The sequence below is a fragment of the Leptolyngbya iicbica LK genome (genome assembly GCF_004212215.1).
In the GTDB taxonomy this organism is placed as follows: domain Bacteria; phylum Cyanobacteriota; class Cyanobacteriia; order Phormidesmidales; family Phormidesmidaceae; genus Halomicronema; species Halomicronema iicbica.
Genome location: NZ_QVFV01000010.1, coordinates 47186 through 65115, shown reverse-complemented (window position 1 = coordinate 65115; position 17930 = coordinate 47186). Strand labels below are relative to the sequence as shown.

Here is a 17930-nt window from a genome sequence, read left to right as displayed (position 1 = left end):
CGATAGAGTAAGCTTTCATCCCTGTCTCTTAGCAAATTCCAAAACATACTAAGTGTATCTCACGAGACTGGAAAAGGCTGTAAGCCATTCTATAAATGGCTGGAAGATCTGGTCGCAACAAGTTTCCACTAACGAGATTCTATATATGATATTCAATCTGTCGACGCTGATCTTGGAAAATGAGTAGCAATATACTTTCACGATCGCAGCATTTCCTCAACTGTCAATTGCCATTGGGGAAATGTCGGTGAAGTAACCGTGTCGCCTCGGTTAAAGACCATTTCTGTATATGCTCCCTCAACCATTGCTAACACCGTCACGCACCCTGCTTGAGGATGTTCGACAATCCAATATTCTGGGATGCCCCGCCATTCGTACTGATTGCGTTTATCAAATTAGTTGCGGCGACGGCTTTCTGCTCCAGTTCTGGGAAGGGATTGAATCGCGCATTTTGACCATGCCGACGGATTGACATGTGAGTGTCCGGCTTCCAATGATCCGCATCGGACATCACGGACACCCGGTCGGGGCGAGGCATTTTGTGAATTCCGTTTTGGATGACCCGAATGAAACACCCAAAATGCCTCGCCCCTACGATCGGTGTTATCTTAACGTCGATCGCCCAAACACATCGCGATCGCACCCACAACGCCCATGTTGGGATCAATGGGGGCGACCAACAGCAATATTCAATGCGTTGTCATCGGAGGTTAACCAATTTCGGCATCGTTCTGGGGAATGCTAATCACAACACCATTCAGGTGGTCTGCGGTGCCCTACGATCCCAAGATTCATCGACGACGCTCAACGCGGCTTCGCCATTATGATTACGCCACCCCTGGCTTCTATTTTGTGACGATTTGCGCCCATCAACGACAGCATTTGTTTGGCAAAATTCAGGATGATTACATGATATTGAACGATGCCGGACGGGTGGCCCAAGCCCATTGGCAACGCTTGGCACAACATTTTGCCCATATCCAGTTGGATGCATTTGTGGTGATGCCCAATCACGTCCACGGTATCATTCAAATTGTTGAATGGCCTGATGTTCCTGGTGTGAATGAATCGGGTCGGTCATCGCCGACATCCGGTAGGGGCGAGGCATTCTCGCCAAATCAATTTCGCTCTGATGCAGCACGCAGCTCCGAGAATGCCTCGCCCCTACGATCGGTGGATGGTTCGGCCGATCGCCCCCACGGCACCCCATCCGGATCCGTCGGCGCGATTGTCGGCAATTACAAATCGGTCTCTGCCCTGCAAATCAACCGCCTTCGCCACACCCCCGGCACGCCGGTTTGGCAACGCAATTATCACGATCGCATCATCCGCCATCAAACCGAATTGGACAATATTCGTGTCTACATCCAAACCAATCCGCAAAATTGGCAAAAAGATTCTTTGCGGTGACCAACATGATTAATGGGCAGTGCATGTCGGGAAGATTCATATCCTGTGGGGGCGAGGCATTTTGGTTGTTGCATTCGGAGCCTCCGAAACGGAATTCACAAAATGCCTCGCCCCTACGGTCGGTGACGTGATCGGGCGATCGCCCATCCCATCAATCGTCGTCAAACACGCTGGCGAAGAAATCAATCGTGTCCTTCAGGGCCGCGATAAAAATGTCGATCTCTTCGCGGGTGTTGTAGAAATACAGACTGGCCCGTGCCGTGGACGTGACACCCAAAATGCGGTGCAAGGGTTGAGTGCAGTGGTGCCCGGAGCGGATGGCGATGCCCGACTGATCCAGCAGGGTTGAGAGGTCTTGGGCGTGAACGCCATCGACGGTGAAGGTGGCCAAGGCGGCCCGACCGGAGCCGTCCGCTTGGGGTTGGGGACCGTATAGTTTCAGGTGGGGAATCTGGTTGATTTGCTGATACAGGTAAGCGGTCAGTTCGTGCTCGTAATCGGCAATTTTGTCCATGCCGATCGCGTTCAAATAATCCACTGCAGCACCGAGCGCGATCGCCTCGGAGATCGCTGGGGTGCCCGCTTCAAACTTGTGGGGCAGTTCCGCATAGGTGGAGTGGTCTAAAAACACATCGGCGATCATCTCGCCGCCGCCCATGAAGGGGGGCATTTCTTTGAGCAGATCCAGCTTGCCGTAGAGGAAGCCTGCGCCTGTGGGACCGCACATCTTGTGACCCGACGCGACGAGCCAATCACAGCCCATCGCCTGCACGTCTAGCGGCATGTGAGGTGTACTCTGACAGGCGTCGATCAGCACCCGTGCGCCATAGTGGTTCGCCAGAGCCACAATTTCCTCGACCGGATTGATGCAGCCCAGGGTGTTGGAGACGTGGTTGACGGCGATGAGCTTGGTTTGGTCGGAGAGGTGCGATCGCAGCTCCTCCAAATTCAATTCCTGGGTTTCCGTCAGGCCCACGTACTTGAGTACCGCGCCAGTGCGCTGGGCGACAAACTGCCAGGGCACCAGATTACTATGGTGCTCCATCACCGAGAGAACGATTTCGTCTCCAGCCTGCAAGGTGTTCATGCCCCAGGCGTAAGCGACTAGATTGATCGCCTCGCTAGCGTTGCGGGTAAAGACAATCTCGTCCCGTGATGCGGCGTTGACGAAGGCGGCAATTTTGTCTCGCGCCCCTTCGTAGGCATCCGTTGCCCGCGCACTCAGCGCGTGAACCCCTCGGTGAACGTTGGCGTTGTCCAACTCGTAGTAGTGCTTGATGACATCCAGCACCTGCTTGGGCTTCTGCGACGTGGCCGCGTTGTCAAAATACACCAACGGGTGCCCGTTCACTTCCTGACGGAGAATCGGGAAGTCGTCACGAACCTTAGCGGCGAGGGTGAGTGCTTGGGCTTGAGCCAGAGTCATAGGGACAGTTTCAATGGAATGTTATAGTGCAACCTTACAATCATCCTAGCTAGCGCGATCGCCCCGTTACAGTGTTGGTAAGCGATCCTCGCAGGGATGGGATGGGAATGCGATCAATAATGTCCATCGCAAATCCGTAAATCAACAGCCGTTGCGCGGCCTCGGCACTGATGCCGCGACTTTGCAAATAGAACACTTCGTTGGCGTCTAACTGGCTCACCGTCGCCCCGTGGGCACACTTCACGTTGTCAGCCACGATGTCGAGTTCCGGCTTGGTATCGACCCGAGCCTTGCCCGACAGCAGCAGATTGCGGTTGAGCTGACTGGCGTTGGTGAGCTGGGCATCACGGGGCACCCAGACTCGACCGTTGAAAACGGCGTGAGCCGAGTCGTCGATGATCGCCTTGTGCAGCTGGTCGGCGGTGCCATGGGGATGGTTCATGGCGATCAAGCTGTGGGTGTCGGCGAGTTGGGATTGGGCGATCGCCGTCAGCCCATATAAATTCGTGTCCGTCTGGGGACCGTTCTGGTAAACCTCCAGGTTGTGCCGCGAGATGCACGCACCGAGAGTCACGGGAACGATGGTGTAGCGACTGTCGCGACCTTGGGTGATGGCGGTTTTGCCAATATGAAAGGTGCCTGCGCTCTCACGCTGCAGCCGCACATGGGTCACTTGGGCATTGTCGTCGGCCCAAATCTCGGTGACGCTGTTGTTGCAATGGTCGCGATCGTGCGCGCCAAAGAAATCTTCGACTACGGTGACGGCGCTGCCGGATTCTGCGATGACCAGGCAGCGGGGATTAGCGATGATCGGCTCGCCGCGAGCGACAGACAAATACACCACCTGAATCGGCCGTTCGACCACCTGATTGCGGGGCACGTACACCACCGCTGCATCTTGAAAGCCAGTGGTATTCAGAGCGGTAAAGACTTCGTGCCCCCCGTTGGACATGGCGAGGCGAGCGGTGAGCTTTTCGCCGAGTGCGCCATCTTTGAGGTTGGCGAGATTGCCGACCACGACACCCGTGGGGAGTTGGTCGATATTTGAAAGGGTTTTGTTGTATTGACCATTGACGAGAACGATGCGGGCGATCGCTTCCGGCATCTGCACTGGCCCCAGTGCGCCCATGTCAATCTCAGCGGGGCTTTCCGCCGCTTGGAAGGGCACCGACAGCATCGGACTCAAGTCGGTGAAGCGCCAATCTTCGTCGCGGTTAGAGGGGAAGGTGTGCTCGTTGACGATCGCCTCAGCTTTTGCCCGCAAGTCTGAAAATGCCAGGGCTTCCGGTACGCTGGCCTGAACAGTGCTGAGCAGTGACTTCAAATAGGCTTCCCGCTGCTCGCGCTTCGTCGGCTGGGTGGACGTCTCGGAGTTGGAAACTTGAATTGCCATTACGCTACCACCTCCGCTTTGTGCTCCGCCATAATCTCTTCGTAGCCTTCCGCTTCCAGCCGTTCGGCGAGTTCTTTGCCGCCCGTGGTGATGATGCGACCGTCGGCCATCACATGTACGTAGTCCGGCACGATGTAATTCAGCAAGCGCTGGTAGTGGGTAATCATGACCACAGCGTTGCTGGGATTCGCCAACTGATTCACGCCACCCGCCACGGTTTTCAATGCGTCGATGTCTAGACCGGAATCGGTTTCGTCGAGAATCGATAGGGTGGGCTCTAGCAGCGCCATTTGCAAAATCTCGTTGCGCTTTTTCTCACCGCCAGAAAAGCCTTCGTTGACGCTGCGGTCCAAAAAGGCTGCGTCCATTTTGACAACTTCCAGCTTTTCTTCGATCAAGTCGTCGAAGTCGAACACGTCCATTTCTTCTTCGCCCTGAGACTTGCGGTGAGCGTTGAAAGCGACGCGCAAAAAGTCACGGTTGCTGACACCCGGAATTTCCAGGGGATATTGGAACGCGAGGAAGATCCCAGCGGTGGCGCGTTCGTGGGGCTCCAGTTCGGCGATGTCTTCGCCCTTGAATGTAATCTCGCCGCTGGTCATTTCGTAATCAGGATGCCCCGCCAGCACTTTCGAGAAGGTGCTCTTGCCGGAGCCGTTCAAGCCCATGATGGCGTGGATCTCGCCTGCCTTGACTTCCAGGTTGACCCCTTTCAGGATCTCCGTGCCATCGACGGTGGCGTGCAGGTCACGCACGGACAATATCACTTCACTGTTCTCATTAATCATGGCTCTGGGTCTAGCAATCCTAACTACGTCAATTTCACTGCGTCGGTACTGGTTTGGCGGGCGGTGCCCACCCTACATTTACGAATTCAATAAGTTAGGGAGACGATGGGGCGATCACAAACCACCTCATTCATCTCCCTGATAAAACAGTTCTAGCCAACTGTATTTTCGAGCTTCAGGGCCATCAGCTTATCCGCCTCAGCGGCGAACTCCATGGGCAACTCGTTGAACACTTCACGGCAGAAACCGCTGATGATCATCGACACCGCATCTTCGGGAGAAATGCCCCGCTGAGCAAAGTAGAACAACTGGTCTTCTCCAATCTTGGAGGTCGAAGCTTCGTGTTCGACTTGGGCGGTGTTGTTCTGCACCTGGATGTAGGGGAAGGTATTAGCGTTAGAGGTGTCGCCAATCAGCATCGAGTCGCACTGAGAGTAGTTCCGGGCACCCTCGGCTTTGGGGCCGATTTTCACCAAGCCGCGATAGCTGTTCTTGGACTTGCCTGCGGAAATTCCCTTGGACACGATGGTGCTGCGGGTGTTTTTGCCGATGTGAACCATCTTGGTGCCGGTATCGGCCTGCTGCATGTTGTTGGTCAGCGCTACGGAGTAGAATTCGCCGACGGAGTTGTCGCCCAGCAGCACGCAACTGGGATACTTCCAGGTGATGGCGGAACCGGTTTCCACTTGCGTCCAAGAAATTTTGGCGTTTTTGTGGCAAAGGCCGCGCTTGGTCACAAAGTTGTAAATGCCACCGCGACCTTGCTCGTCACCCGCAAACCAGTTTTGGACGGTGGAGTACTTGATTTCGGCGTTGTCGAGCGCCACCAGTTCGACCACCGCCGCGTGGAGCTGGTTGGTGTCGTACATGGGCGCGGTGCAGCCTTCCAGGTAGGTCACCGAGCTGCCTTCTTCCGCCACGATGAGCGTCCGCTCAAACTGGCCGGAGTCGCCGTTGTTGATGCGGAAGTAGGTGGACAAATCCATCGGGCATTTAGTGCCCTTAGGAATGTAGACGAAGGAGCCGTCGCTGAAGACCGCTGAGTTTAGGGCGGCAAAGTAGTTGTCGCCGACGGGCACCACGCTGCCGAGATATTTCTCTACCAGTTCAGGAAACTCTTCCACCGCTTCCGAAATCGAGCAGAAAATCACGCCGTCTTCTGCCAGCTTCTCCTTATAGGTGGTGCCGATGGAAACACTATCGAAGACTGCATCCACGGCGACGTTCGCCAACCGCTTTTGCTCTGACAGGGGCAAGCCCAACTTCTCGAAGGTTTCTAGCAGGGCCGGATCAGCCTCATCCAAGCTCTTGAGCTTTTTCTTCTCTTGCTTGGGCGCGGAGTAGTAAATGATGTCCTGATAGTTAATGGGTGGATAGCCCACATTCGCCCAATCCGGTTCTGCCATTTGTAGCCACTTGCGGTAAGCCTTGAGGCGAAACTCCAGCATGAATTTCGGCTCTTCTTTTTTGGCGGAAATCAAGCGAACCGTGTCTTCGCTCAGACCCCGGGGGATCGTATCCGCTTCGATATCAGTTTTGAAGCCGTACTTATAAGGTTCGCTAACCAGTGACCGAACGGAAGTAGTCATAAACGGAGAAAAGGTGGAATTTACAACAGTGGACTAGGGAGCCAGGGCGATAATCGGCCAAGGAGGGCGAAGAGATCGTCCTCCTACATCAATCGCATTAATATTTATTAGTTTCGGAGCGAATTTCGTCGAAGGAAATCTCTTGCTTATCGCCTGCGAAGGGGTTGTCTTCCTTTAAAAACAACATGCAGTGACATTCATGGCGCTCCTGCATTGGCACGCAAGGACAGTTCCAGTAAGTGGCTTTGGCTTCGGCCTCTTTGTCTTCGTAGTGACGACAGGGGCAGAGCGGGGCGCCCAAGTCGTCTTTATGCTTGGCCAACCCTTCGAGCACGACCGCAGTGACGCCTAGATCAGCACAAAAATAAGTGCCGGTGCGCTTGGCATAGCTCTGCGCAAAATTGCGCATCAGCTCCAGGTTCTTTTCGGTCGCTTGGGTCGTGGCTTGAGTGTCTTGCATCGGACTTTCTAGATTAGGTGGCGTCTTGACTGTTCAATCTTATAATTAAAACAACCTGAAAGTTGTGTAAGTTACTCGATTTAATTTCAGGTTACTTTAGCAACATAAGTGTTGTCAAAGTAAAACAACTAAAATGTTGCTAAAGTGGCAGGCAGGCTGCCATGCTGAGGGTGATTCTGATTTCTGTGTCACGGAAACCAGTGGGCGATCGCTCTCGCTTTGCCTCCCCTGGTCCCTAGCTTCAAGCCTTTCTCAAGGCTCTTTGAGTCGCCCGTCTGTCAGCGCTGAAACGGTTTTAGACCCATGACTTCTCTCCAGCCAGTCTCGACTAAAGACGATATCTTGCAATATCTGCTCAAAGAAGGAGAAGCCAGCGCTCAAACTTTGGCGGAGTCGTTGGGGGTGAGTGCTCAAGCCATTCGCCGACATCTAAAAGATCTGACGGCAGAAGCATTGATTGAGCATCGGGCAGTACAGTCTGGCATGGGGCGGCCCAACTACCTTTATCAACTGAGTCGAAAGGGGCGCGATCGCTTCCCCGCCCAATACGATGAGTTTGCGATTTCTCTACTCGATACCCTGGCTGATACTGTCGGGCATGACCAAGTCAGCACAATTTTGCAAAAGCAGTGGGAACGCAAGGCCCAGGAATATCGCGATCGCATGGGGGAGGGCTCGATTGAGGAGCGCGTTGACCGCTTGGTGAACCTCCGTAAGCGAGAGGGCTATATGGCGGAGTGGCACCAAGTTGAGTCCGACGGCGATCGCTGCGCCACTGGCCCCTGCTACATGATCACCGAATACAACTGCGCCATTTCTCACATTGCGGAAAATTTTCCCAGTGTCTGCGGCCACGAACTGGAAATGTTTCAAATCGCCTTGCCGGACTGCTCGGTACAGCGCACCCACTGGCTTGTACAGGGCGAGCATCGCTGCGGCTACCTTGTCCAAGCTCAACCATAAACATTTCAGACAGTACGCACCAACACGCAAAACGCCGGAGGAAAGCAGTTCCTCCGGCGTTCGTTGTCTTAAATTGAGCCACTGATTGTGGGAGACCTGGATGTCATTAGTCTGGCGCTCCTTGCTGTCGCAAACACAGACTTATCTGACTACCCTGATCGCTACAAAATAAAGTCATTGGCAGCCAAGGGCGTGAAGTTCTCCGTATGAACATTGATGATCATGTCGGGACTGGTATCGGCGGACGCTCCCCCCAAGTTGACCATCACCACTGATTGATTCTGAAAAACTCCGGATCCCACTTGAACGACTCGAACCTCTCCCAGAGCATCTCCGGAGAATTCATCATCCCCAATAAACCGGAAGGCTTGATCGCCATGGGTATTGGGATCTGAGTCAATGGCAGACAGGTCAATCTTGTCTCCATCATTAGCAGCTTGGCGCGACTGAAACGCATCTGCCCGCACGGTCTGATCGTAAATGGGATCGACAGTGACCCAGACTCTTCCCGTGGGATGACTATGAGTGGTTGTCGTCACCATCCCAATTTGGTCTTGGTTGCCAGCTCCAGGCCGACTTTGATTAACGCTGGTGTAGACATAGCGATCGTTGCCCTCATAGCCGAAGAGGAAATCTTGTCCGGCCCCTCCCACCAGGGTGTCGTTTCCTGAGTGACCAATGAGCAAGTCTTCATTAAGCCCCCCTTCCAGGGAGTCATTCCCCGTTCCGCCTAATAAAATATCCTGGCCCTCAAAGCCTTTGAGAACGTCATTACCGTCATCAACATTCGAATCGTGGTAGCTATTGGCGAAACCACTCAGCGTATTGCTTTGCTCGTTGCCATAAATCACGTTGCCGAGTAAGTTGCCGCGACCAACATAACCTGCCGCATCTTTCAGCTCTAGAATTTCAATATTTTCGAAGCCTGCCGTGCCCAGGCTGAAATCACCCCAGTAGGCATGGACAGTATCAAAGCCTTGCCCCACCCCCTCGGTGACGGTGTCGACCGCTCTGACATCAATGATGTAAGTGTCATTACCAGATCCACCACTCAGGATGTCGATCCCATTACCACCATCGAGCCAGTCGTTGTCTGCACCACCGTTGAGAATGTCGACCCCCGCGCCCCCCTTCAACGTGTCGTTGCCATCATCACCAAAGAGGCTATCGTTAGCGCCGCCACCTTGGAGCAAATCATTATCGTCCCCTCCTCGCAAGAGGTCGCTATGGTTACCGCCGCTCAGCGTGTCGTCACCATCGCCGCCGCGTAGGGTATCTTCGCCGTTACCGCCGTACAGGGTGTCGTCGTCGATGCCGCCAAAGAGCGAGTCATCGCCCGCTAGGCCAAAGATGATATCGTCGCCAGCTAACCCGTTGATGGTGTCACCGAGACCCGTTCCAAAAATGGTCTGGTTAGCAATGTTGCCGGGGGCTTTAACAGGGCTGAAGCTCATGATTGATTCCTTGTGAGTATCGTCATGCGGCAGCGATCTCGGGCTGCCAGGGTTAAACACAGGACAAAAATCGAGCGCTACAGAATATTCTCTGGCAGTAAATTGCACAGTTGATTTTGGAAAATTGCAGACTTGGGAGACTGCGGTTGCATCCTGTTGTTTTCTGCCAAATGCAGGAGGGTGATTGTGTTAAGCGGCGGTGAATCTCAGTGAACGGTTACTGAGATCGCCCCACCACCCACCTCGCTAGTTTTGGGATCTTGCGCAAAGATTAAAAGGTCATTTCCGCCTATCTGTTTCAGGTTTCCTTTGCCGCAGTTACCCGTCATTTATCATCCCGACTACGTCGCGCCGCTGCCGCCACAGCATCGCTTTCCGATGCCAAAGTTTGGCCTGCTAAAAGAGCTCCTGGTCAATGATGGGGTCGTTACGACCGAGCAGATTTATCAGCCGGGGGCACCGCCGCAGAGTTGGATTGAGCAGGTTCACACCACCGACTATGTGCAGGCATATTGCACCGGGACACTGGATGCCAAAGCCCAGCGCCGCATTGGCTTACCGTGGAGTCCCAACTTGGTGAAACGCACCTGTACAGCAGTGGGGGGTACCATTCTCACAGCCAAGCTGGCACTGAGTCATGGTCTGGCTTGCAACACCGCCGGCGGCACTCACCATGCGTTTCCTAGCTACGGGGCGGGATTTTGCATTTTCAACGATTTGGCGATCGCTGCCCGTCTCCTGCTTGCCCAAAATCGCGTGCAGCGGATCCTGATTTTTGACCTGGATGTGCATCAGGGGGACGGCACCGCCTGGATTTTTCGCGATGAGCCCCGGGTGTTCACGTTCTCGATGCACTGTGAGGTGAATTTTCCGCGCCAAAAACAACTGAGCGATCTGGATGTGCCGCTGGTGGAGGGGATGGGAGATGAAGATTACCTCTCCAAGGCGCAGACTTATTTGCCGATGGTGCTGAGTCAGGTCAACCCAGATCTAGTGCTTTACGACGCTGGGGCCGATGTGCATGGCCGCGATCGCCTCGGCAAGCTAGCCCTCACCAACACCGGACTGTATGAGCGCGATCGCTACGTGCTCGATACCTGCGTGGCGGCGGGCTATCCCGTCGCCTGCGTGATTGGGGGCGGCTACGACAAAAACATGCCGGATTTGGTCTATCGCCATTCGCTATTGCATCGCGCCGCCGCCGAAGTCTATCGGCAATATCGTTTGTAGAATAGAGAGTGCTAAATTTTGCCGCTTGGGTGCCCGCCCAATCCTTACCATGACTGTCGTTGTTGCCACCTTTTATAAATTTGTGTCCGTTGAGGATTGTCTGGGCTTGCAGCGATCGCTCCAAGCCTGCTGTGATGACTTATCGCTCCAGGGCACGATTTTGCTCGCGTCCGAGGGCATCAACGCCACCGTTTCGGGCACGGAAGCGGCCATTACCCAACTGCTCGATGAGCTGCGATCGGACGTGCGTTTTGCCGACCTCACCGCCAAGTTTTCCACGGCTAAGGAGCATCCCTTTGGCCGTATGAAGGTCAAAATTAAGCGGGAAATCGTCACCCTGGGGCAGCCAGATGCTAACCCCACTGCCCAGGTGGGCACCTACGTTGCGCCTGCTGAGTGGAATCGCGTCATCAGTGATCCCGATGTGGTGTTGGTGGATGCCCGCAACGATTACGAGGTGAATATCGGCACTTTTAAAGGCGCAGTGAATCCCCATACCGAGTCCTTTCGGGAATTGCCTGACTATCTCACCACCCACCTCGATCCCCAAAAACATCCTAAAGTCGCCATGTTCTGTACGGGCGGCATCCGCTGCGAAAAAGCCACGTCCTATCTACTCAAGCAAGGCTTTCAGGAGGTCTATCACCTACAGGGCGGCATCCTCAAATATTTGGAAGAGGTGCCCGAACCCGAGAGCCTGTGGGAAGGGGAGTGTTTTGTGTTTGATGAGCGGGTAGCCGTGCGGCATGGTTTGCAACCGGGCAGTCACGAACTCTGCTACGCCTGCGGTAATCCCGTGAGTGAAGGCGATCGCGCCCATCCTCACTATCAACCGGGCATCTCTTGTCCCCACTGCTACGCCGACATGACACCCGAAAAACAGGCCAAACAGGCCATGCGACAACAGCAGCGACACTTACAATAGTGGCCCTCAAGAGCTGCCACACCCTACCAGTCCGCGATGGGGATAAAGGGCGTTGCTGCCCCGAAGGATTAACAATCTGCTGACCAGCAGGCTGGCGATTTCTGCCCCCAATGCTTTATCCGACCAGTTGGCTGCTGGATAAATTTTTTACGTAACTTGGGTGATGAGCACCCATTTTCAAACATGGCTGAATAGGATCAGAATCAACAGTCGGTCGAAGGAGTCAATGCGTTTGACCGCTCATCCTTAACATTGCTCTCAGACTGTTTTCATGTCGCTGGGTATGCTCTCAATGAGGGAACCCCAATCCGCGATCGCGATTTCTCCCATCCGGTCTTTCTCATCCATCCGAGTGCTCAGCATGTTTAATCGACTCAAGCTCGCCCCCAAATTCACCGTTCTGCTGCTGCTGATTTTTATTCTGGGGAGTGCCGTGGGCGGCTTATTCCTATCCAAAGCTTTGCAGTATCAAGCCGAGGGCAAAGTGAATGCGGAAGGCCTCATGCTCATGGAAGCGATGCAGGCGGTTCGCCGCTACACCGACCAAGAAGTTTTGCCCATCTTAGAGCGCTACGAAAATGAAGCGGAATTCTGGCCGGAAATGGTGCCTGCTTATGCCGCCCGGCGAACCTTTGAACTAATGTCGGCGGCCAATCAGGATGCCGCTGATCCTTTAGCTGGCGATTTTGACTATCGCTACAAGGAGGCGGTGCTGAATCCGACCAATCCTGATGATCTGGTCGATGAATTTGAAGCGACGCTGGTGCAAGATTATTTAGACAATCCAGAGGTGTCTAGCCAGTCTGGGTATCGCGAGGTGCCAGGAGAAGGACTTTACTTTTACAGTTCCTTGCCCATCATTATCAGAGACGAGTCTTGCCTGGTCTGCCATAGTAGACCGGAAGCTGCTCCCCCAGCGATGTTAGCCATCTACGGTCGGGAAAATGGCTTTGACTGGGAGCTCAATCAAGTGCTGGGAACTCAGATTGTTTACGTTCCTGCTGAAGATGTGTTCACGGGGGCTCGTCAGGCTTGGGGCGGGGTGATGGGGCTGTTTATCGTGGTATTTGCGATCGCCCTGTTTGGCATCAATGTGCTGTTAAAGCCACTGGTGATCAAGCCCTTACAGGGACTTGCCAAGCTGTCGGAAAAGCTCGCCTCAGATGATATTCAAACGGTGGAAGAACTGGATCAAGCGGAGTCACGCAAACTGACCGCTGTGGTCAACCGCCAGGATGAATTAGGTCAACTCGGACAAGTTTTCCAGAAGATGGTTAACGAAGTAATTGCGCGGCAACAGCGGCTACGGCAACAAATCCGTGATCTCAAAATCGAAATTGACCAAACCCGGAAGTCCAAAGAAGTGGAGGAGATCGTCGAAACCGATTATTTCCAAAACCTGCAACAAAAGGCCAAGGAGTTTCGTAGTCGCAAGGCCGATGAAGATGAGGCGGATAGCTGAATCCAGAGAACGGTTCCTCGCTGTCGGCAGCGATTCATCATTGCCAATGCTTTCGCGACAGAGACCAACTATCGCCCTCAATTTTGAGTTCCTATATGTACCTGAACGATCGGATGTCAGGCCGTGAAATCGTTGTCTGGCAAATGATTTAGCCTGTCAGCCAGCGTCAGAGAAATATGATTGGGAAATGTTGACAAAGGAATCGCTGTTTGAGATATTGATTAAACGCCTGAAAGGCATATGCGGGTATAGCTCAGTGGTAGAGCGTCACCTTGCCAAGGTGAATGTCGCGCGTTCGAATCGCGTTACCCGCTTTCAAAGTTTTTACATCAGATATTTGGCTAAAGCTGTTGACCGTTTTAGCAATCGATGCGTCTAAGTAATGGATTTCTCCCGACTAGTTTTTTCGCTCGGGTTGAATCAGTGTAAAGCTAGACGATGTGGACAGACATTGTTTAGCTGTCTGCCCACATTAGTTTAGTTAGTGTCAGGTTGCCGCCAGATGTTTAGCCGAACTTTTCGTTTGAGAGAGGTTCGAGGTCAAAGAGTGTGTGCAAGGTTGTCATGGCTTGCTTCCGCGCTTCAATATCCCGCTGGGCTCGCAGCTGCACCATGGGGTCGTGGAGGATTTTGTTGACGATGCCTCGGGTCAACGCTTCGATCACTTCCCGCTGTTTTTTGCTGCCAAACTCTTCGCCTAAACGAGATAGGGCTTTTTCCAGCTCTTGTTCGCGGATGGTTTCGACTTTGCTGCGCAGGCTGCTGATGGTGAAGACGGTGTCGAGCGATCGCCACCAATCCATAAAGGCTTCCAGTTCCTCTTCGAGCAGTGCTTCAGCTTCCATCGCCATTTGCCGGCGGCTCTCCTGATTTTGCGCGACAACCGCTTTCAAGTCATCGACATTAAAGGCCGCAACGTTGTCTAACTCATTCACGTCGGTGTGGACGTTGCGGGGGACGGAAATATCGAATAGCATCAGCGATCGCTTCGACACCAGAGCGTCAGTCAGCTTGGCCTTATCCAAGATGGGTTCGGTGGCCGAAGTGCAGGTGAAGACGACATCCGAGTTACAGACCGTCTCCATCATGATGTCGAGGGTGCCGGTCTGGATGTCCGCACCGTTGAACTGAGCAGCGAGCTCATCGGCCCGCTCGATGGTGCGGTTGAGAATGGTGATTTGACAGGAGTCCTTAGAGAGCAAGTGCTGAACCAGCAACCGAGCCATTTTACCGGCCCCTAAAATGCTGATGCGACACTCTTCCAGGTCGGGGCGCTTCATTTTGGCGAGTTCGGCCGCCGCAGAGCTAATGGAAACAGCCCCCGTCCCGATACTGGTCTCAGTGCGGACCCGCTTGCCAGCGGTAATGGCCTGTTTCAGCAAGCGATTGAGAATGCGGCTGACCCCTTTATGCTGTTGTCCGAGCTTGTGGGCATGTTTCACCTGAGACAAAATTTGTCCCTCGCCCAACACCAGACTGTCAAGGCCCGCAGCCACGCGGAACAGGTGCATGACGGCATCTTGGTGAAGCAGGATAAATAAATGCTCGCGGAGCTCGTTCAGGTTCACTTTGCCGTAGTCAGCCAGGAACTGGATCACTTCGCGCACGCCCTGATCGGCCTGACTGGTGGCGATGTGAATCTCTAGGCGGTTACAAGTGCTGAGGATCGAGACTTCTTCGATGTGGGGATAGCTGAGGAGCTGAGCGATCGCCTCACCTGCCTGCGGGGTGGGGATACTAAGTTTTTCCCGTACTTCAACCGGGGCCGTTTTATGGCTCAAGCCCACGACAGCAATATTCATGCGTCCTCCCAACGAAATCAGTTTGTTATTCGTTAAATGAAAATGAGTAGCCTAATCGGCAAACGTAAAGCTCAAAAGCGTTTTGCTTATTTGCCAGCTCTTTGAAGGTAAAGAATAATCGGGGTCGGACTCAAGAAAACTCAACAAAAATCCATCAAATTTTCGCCGGTATGATGGGCGATCGCCCCCTTTGCTGCAACCACTGCAAGCACCAAAAAGCCAGGGATGAGTCGACTCATCTCTGGCTTTTTGAATACCCAAGGGCTCGGCGCTAGAGTAGCCACTTGGCTAGTAGCTGACGCTTACTTCACCTGAATGACTTTGGGCTCTTCAAACATGTGGATGGTGTCAACAAAGCGAGCCGTTTGGGACTGGCTAGAAATCACCAAGCTCTGAGTGCGAGCCCCCCCGTGGAAGAAGCGGACCCCTTCCATCAGGTTGCCAGGGGTGATGCCACAGCCGGCAAACAGCACCGTTTCACCACAAGCGAGTTCGGAGGCGTCATAAACCTTGTCAGGATCGGTGATCCCCATTTCTTTGAGACGAGCGATGTTGGACTCTTTGCTCTCCCCGATCAAACCGGTTTTCACCACAGCCGGATCGTAGATGAGTTGGCCTTGGAAGTGACCCCCAATGGCCCGCATCGCTGCTGCCGAAATCACGCCCTCGGGAGCCGCCCCAATACCCATGAGCGCATGGGTGTTAGTGCCGGAGAAACCACAGGAAATCGCGGCCGAAACATCCCCATCGCTAATGAGACGGACGCGAGCACCCGCTTCACGAATTTCTTTGATCAGCTCATTGTGGCGCTCACGCTTCATCACCACCACGACTAACTCGTCGATGGAGCGATCCAAACACTCAGCCAAAATCTTGAGGTTCTCAGTGGGGGATTTGCGAATATCGACTTTACCTTTAGCCGCTGGAGGTGCAGCTAATTTGTTCATGTAGAAGTCAGGGGCGTGGAACAGGCCGCCTTTTTCCGAAATGGCGAGCACTGCCATGGAACCGGGTTGTCCGTAAGCACACAGGTTGGTGCCCTCACAGGGGTCAACGGCAATGTCAATTTCGATCAGTTCATCGGGATTACAGTAGTTCTTGGCGTCGGGTTGGGTGCAGATACCCACTTCTTCACCGATGTAGAGCATGGGCGCATCATCCCGCTCACCTTCACCAATCACGATGCGACCCCGCATGTGAATCTGGTTCATGCGCTCACGCATGGCCTCTACAGCCACTTGGTCGGCAGTATCTTTTTCGCCTTTACCCATCCAGCGAGCCGACGCGATCGCGGCTTTCTCGACAACTTCAATAATTTCTAAACCCAGTGTGGTTTCTAACAAGACTTATATCCTCCAAAACTCCCGACATTACGTGGGTCTGACCAGAGCGATCTCAGTTTTTCAGTCTATCAGAGGAGGGGATCGGGGGATAGTGGGGGCCGGGTGTGAGGGGGCTGGGGTGGCAAAGTGGGGTGTGACAAGATGAGGTGTGCGGATGAGGAGGGGGCATGGCACAGCGACTCAGAGTGACGGTGATTGGCGGGGGCGCAGCGGGTTTTTTTGGTGCGATCGCAGCGGCAGAAGCGAACCCAGAGGTGCAAGTGACCCTGCTAGAAGCCGGGGCACAGCCGTTGAGTAAGGTGCGCATATCTGGTGGCGGGCGCTGCAATGTGACTCACCACTGTTTCGATCCCGCTCTATTGGTGCAGCATTATCCCCGGGGGGGGCGAGCCCTTCGCGGCGCATTCACGCGATTTCAGCCACAGGATACGGTGGCCTGGTATCGGCGACGCGGGGTCCGGCTCAAAACGGAAGCGGATGGGCGCATGTTTCCCACCACGGATGATTCCGGCACGATTGTGGATTGTTTGATGCGGGAGACGCGACGGGTCGGGGTGACGCTGCGGACGCAGGCGATGGTGAAGGCGGTGCGGCAGGTGGGTGAGACCTTTGTCGTGGAACTGAAAGCGGGTGAAACGTTGACCAGCGATCGCCTCTTGCTGGCGACGGGTAGCAATCCCCAGGGCCATCGTTTGGCGGCTAGCCTCGGTCACACTATCGTGCCGCCAGTGCCCTCACTGTTTACGTTCAATATTCCTGATCGTGCCCTACGGGAACTGGCGGGGGTGGCGGTCGATCCGGTCGAGGCCAAGCTGATGGTGCCAGGGGCGAAGCCGCTGACGCAGACGGGTCCTTTGTTGATTACCCATTGGGGACTGAGTGGTCCCGCTGTGTTGAAGTTGTCGGCTTGGGGTGCCCGACTATTGCACGACGCCCGCTATCAAGCCACGTTGCAGGTGAACTGGTTGCCGTCCCGTAATGCGGAACAGGTGCGGCAGGACTTGTTGGCCGCTAAGCAAACAGTACCGAAGCGGGCGATCGCGAATCACTGCCCGTTTGACCTGCCCAAACGACTATGGCGTTATTGGTTGCAGCAGGTTGGGGTGGATGATGCCGTCACGTGGGCGAACTTATCCAAAAAGACCGTGAATCAGTTAGTGGACGCGATCGCCCGGGGGCATTTCACCATTCAAGGCAAAGGGGTGTTTAAAGACGAATTTGTCACGTGTGGCGGGGTGAAACTGTCGGAAGTGGATTTCAAAACGATGGCGAGTCGCCGCTGTCAGGGACTGTATTTGGCGGGCGAAGTGCTGGATATTGATGGTGTGACTGGGGGCTTTAACTTTCAAAGTGCGTGGACGACAGGGTGGTTGGCGGGACAAGCGATCGCCGCTCCCAATAGGGCTCTTTCAAAACAACCTTAGAAAATCATCAGGTCGAGTTCGGTATCGGTCAGCGCTTCGAAATCGATCAGTCGTGTCCGCACCGCGAGATAACGATGGGTATAGATTTTGGACTGTTTAAATCGCGGGTTCGGTTGCCCGGTTTGGGCATCGGCTTCGGCGTAGGCTTCGAGATATTCTGGGGCGATCGCCATGGGGCGGCGAGGCCACGACATATCTGGCGAGATGGTCATAGGCAAGTAACAAAGTGGATTTTGCTGTTCAAGATACTGACGCCCGCTG

Annotated in this window: 15 protein-coding genes, 1 tRNA gene and 1 pseudogene; 7 read left to right on the top strand and 10 right to left on the bottom strand. The window is 54.2% G+C overall.

Going from position 1 to position 17930, the window contains the following annotated elements:
• Positions 1-197: 197 nt before the first annotated feature.
• Positions 198-380: pseudogene (locus DYY88_RS25110) on the bottom strand (Uma2 family endonuclease); the annotation flags it as partial.
• A 391-nt stretch (positions 381-771) separates the two neighbouring features.
• Between DYY88_RS25110 and DYY88_RS22230 the strand changes: the two are divergent.
• A complete protein-coding gene (locus DYY88_RS22230) occupies positions 772-1410 on the top strand; it encodes a transposase (RefSeq protein ID WP_039726646.1) in 639 nt (212 codons plus the stop codon).
• Positions 1411-1561: 151 nt separating this feature from the next.
• On the opposite strand, the gene DYY88_RS22225 is transcribed toward DYY88_RS22230, so the two are convergent.
• The 5 genes from DYY88_RS22225 to DYY88_RS22205 all read right to left on the bottom strand — a co-directional run bounded on the left by DYY88_RS22225 (position 1562) and on the right by DYY88_RS22205 (position 7066).
• A complete protein-coding gene (locus DYY88_RS22225) occupies positions 1562-2836 on the bottom strand; it encodes a SufS family cysteine desulfurase (RefSeq protein ID WP_039726647.1) in 1275 nt (424 codons plus the stop codon).
• Between the two features lie 49 nt (positions 2837-2885).
• Entirely contained in the window at positions 2886-4229 is a 1344-nt protein-coding gene (gene sufD, locus DYY88_RS22220) for a Fe-S cluster assembly protein SufD (protein ID WP_039726648.1), read from the bottom strand.
• On the bottom strand, positions 4229-5017 hold the full coding sequence (sufC, locus tag DYY88_RS22215) for a Fe-S cluster assembly ATPase SufC (RefSeq protein ID WP_039726649.1): 789 nt from the start codon (positions 5015-5017) through the stop codon (positions 4229-4231). Before sufC ends, sufD begins: the two co-directional genes overlap by 1 nt.
• Positions 5018-5169: 152 nt before the next feature.
• Positions 5170-6606: a Fe-S cluster assembly protein SufB gene (gene sufB / locus DYY88_RS22210; protein WP_039726650.1), complete on the bottom strand. Its 1437-nt coding sequence runs from the start codon at positions 6604-6606 to the stop codon at positions 5170-5172.
• Between the two features lie 97 nt (positions 6607-6703).
• Positions 6704-7066 (bottom strand): ferredoxin-thioredoxin reductase catalytic domain-containing protein, encoded by a 363-nt coding sequence (locus DYY88_RS22205; protein WP_039726651.1) that lies wholly within the window; start codon positions 7064-7066, stop codon positions 6704-6706.
• Between the two features lie 303 nt (positions 7067-7369).
• On the opposite strand from DYY88_RS22205, the gene sufR reads away from it, so the two are divergent.
• Positions 7370-8029, top strand: a complete 660-nt coding sequence (gene sufR / locus DYY88_RS22200) for an iron-sulfur cluster biosynthesis transcriptional regulator SufR (protein WP_039726652.1) — start codon at positions 7370-7372, stop codon at positions 8027-8029.
• 161 nt (positions 8030-8190) lie between these two features.
• Here sufR and DYY88_RS22195 read toward each other — a convergent pair whose 3' ends face one another.
• Positions 8191-9483, bottom strand: coding sequence for a calcium-binding protein (locus DYY88_RS22195; RefSeq protein WP_052288381.1), 1293 nt, complete (start codon positions 9481-9483; stop codon positions 8191-8193).
• A 309-nt stretch (positions 9484-9792) separates the two neighbouring features.
• Here DYY88_RS22195 and DYY88_RS22190 point away from each other — a divergent pair, with 309 nt between their 5' ends.
• The 4 genes from DYY88_RS22190 to DYY88_RS22175 all read left to right on the top strand — a co-directional run bounded on the left by DYY88_RS22190 (position 9793) and on the right by DYY88_RS22175 (position 13414).
• Positions 9793-10713, top strand: a complete 921-nt coding sequence (locus DYY88_RS22190; protein WP_039726654.1) for a histone deacetylase family protein — start codon at positions 9793-9795, stop codon at positions 10711-10713.
• Between the two features lie 49 nt (positions 10714-10762).
• A complete protein-coding gene (gene trhO, locus DYY88_RS22185) occupies positions 10763-11638 on the top strand; it encodes an oxygen-dependent tRNA uridine(34) hydroxylase TrhO (protein WP_039726656.1) in 876 nt (291 codons plus the stop codon).
• Between the two features lie 292 nt (positions 11639-11930).
• Entirely contained in the window at positions 11931-13100 is a 1170-nt protein-coding gene (locus tag DYY88_RS22180) for a c-type heme family protein (protein ID WP_160299540.1), read from the top strand.
• Between the two features lie 242 nt (positions 13101-13342).
• Positions 13343-13414 (top strand) — tRNA-Gly (locus DYY88_RS22175).
• A 192-nt stretch (positions 13415-13606) separates the two neighbouring features.
• Here DYY88_RS22175 and DYY88_RS22170 read toward each other — a convergent pair.
• Both DYY88_RS22170 and glpX read right to left on the bottom strand, forming a co-directional pair.
• On the bottom strand, positions 13607-14902 hold the full coding sequence (locus tag DYY88_RS22170; RefSeq protein WP_039726659.1) for a glutamyl-tRNA reductase: 1296 nt from the start codon (positions 14900-14902) through the stop codon (positions 13607-13609).
• Positions 14903-15204: 302 nt separating this feature from the next.
• The gene (gene glpX, locus DYY88_RS22165) at positions 15205-16245 is read right to left on the bottom strand and encodes a class II fructose-bisphosphatase (protein ID WP_039726660.1); all 1041 of its coding nucleotides are present in this window, start codon (positions 16243-16245) and stop codon (positions 15205-15207) included.
• A gap of 167 nt (positions 16246-16412) precedes the next feature.
• Here glpX and DYY88_RS22160 point away from each other — a divergent pair, with 167 nt between their 5' ends.
• Positions 16413-17669 carry a BaiN/RdsA family NAD(P)/FAD-dependent oxidoreductase gene (locus DYY88_RS22160; RefSeq protein WP_039726661.1) on the top strand — a complete coding sequence of 419 codons (1257 nt, stop codon included), beginning with the start codon at positions 16413-16415 and terminating at the stop codon, positions 17667-17669.
• Here DYY88_RS22160 and DYY88_RS22155 read toward each other — a convergent pair.
• Positions 17666-17881, bottom strand: coding sequence for a hypothetical protein (locus tag DYY88_RS22155; protein WP_039726662.1), 216 nt, complete (start codon positions 17879-17881; stop codon positions 17666-17668). The genes DYY88_RS22160 and DYY88_RS22155 overlap by 4 nt on opposite strands.
• Between the last annotated feature and the right edge of the window lie 49 nt (positions 17882-17930).

What these genes read in the sequence shown, in the direction of transcription:
- DYY88_RS22225 (WP_039726647.1), bottom strand. Translation starts at nt 2,836, where the DNA reads ATGACTCTGGCTCAAGCCCAAGCACTCACCCTCGCCGCTAAGGTTCGT.
- sufD (WP_039726648.1), bottom strand. Translation starts at nt 4,229, where the DNA reads ATGGCAATTCAAGTTTCCAACTCCGAGACGTCCACCCAGCCGACGAAG.
- sufC (WP_039726649.1), bottom strand. Translation starts at nt 5,017, where the DNA reads ATGATTAATGAGAACAGTGAAGTGATATTGTCCGTGCGTGACCTGCAC.
- sufB (WP_039726650.1), bottom strand. Translation starts at nt 6,606, where the DNA reads ATGACTACTTCCGTTCGGTCACTGGTTAGCGAACCTTATAAGTACGGC.
- DYY88_RS22205 (WP_039726651.1), bottom strand. Translation starts at nt 7,066, where the DNA reads ATGCAAGACACTCAAGCCACGACCCAAGCGACCGAAAAGAACCTGGAG.
- sufR (WP_039726652.1), top strand. Translation starts at nt 7,370, where the DNA reads ATGACTTCTCTCCAGCCAGTCTCGACTAAAGACGATATCTTGCAATAT.
- DYY88_RS22195 (WP_052288381.1), bottom strand. Translation starts at nt 9,483, where the DNA reads ATGAGCTTCAGCCCTGTTAAAGCCCCCGGCAACATTGCTAACCAGACC.
- trhO (WP_039726656.1), top strand. Translation starts at nt 10,763, where the DNA reads ATGACTGTCGTTGTTGCCACCTTTTATAAATTTGTGTCCGTTGAGGAT.
- DYY88_RS22180 (WP_160299540.1), top strand. Translation starts at nt 11,931, where the DNA reads ATGAGGGAACCCCAATCCGCGATCGCGATTTCTCCCATCCGGTCTTTC.
- DYY88_RS22170 (WP_039726659.1), bottom strand. Translation starts at nt 14,902, where the DNA reads ATGAATATTGCTGTCGTGGGCTTGAGCCATAAAACGGCCCCGGTTGAA.
- DYY88_RS22160 (WP_039726661.1), top strand. Translation starts at nt 16,413, where the DNA reads ATGGCACAGCGACTCAGAGTGACGGTGATTGGCGGGGGCGCAGCGGGT.
- DYY88_RS22155 (WP_039726662.1), bottom strand. Translation starts at nt 17,881, where the DNA reads ATGACCATCTCGCCAGATATGTCGTGGCCTCGCCGCCCCATGGCGATC.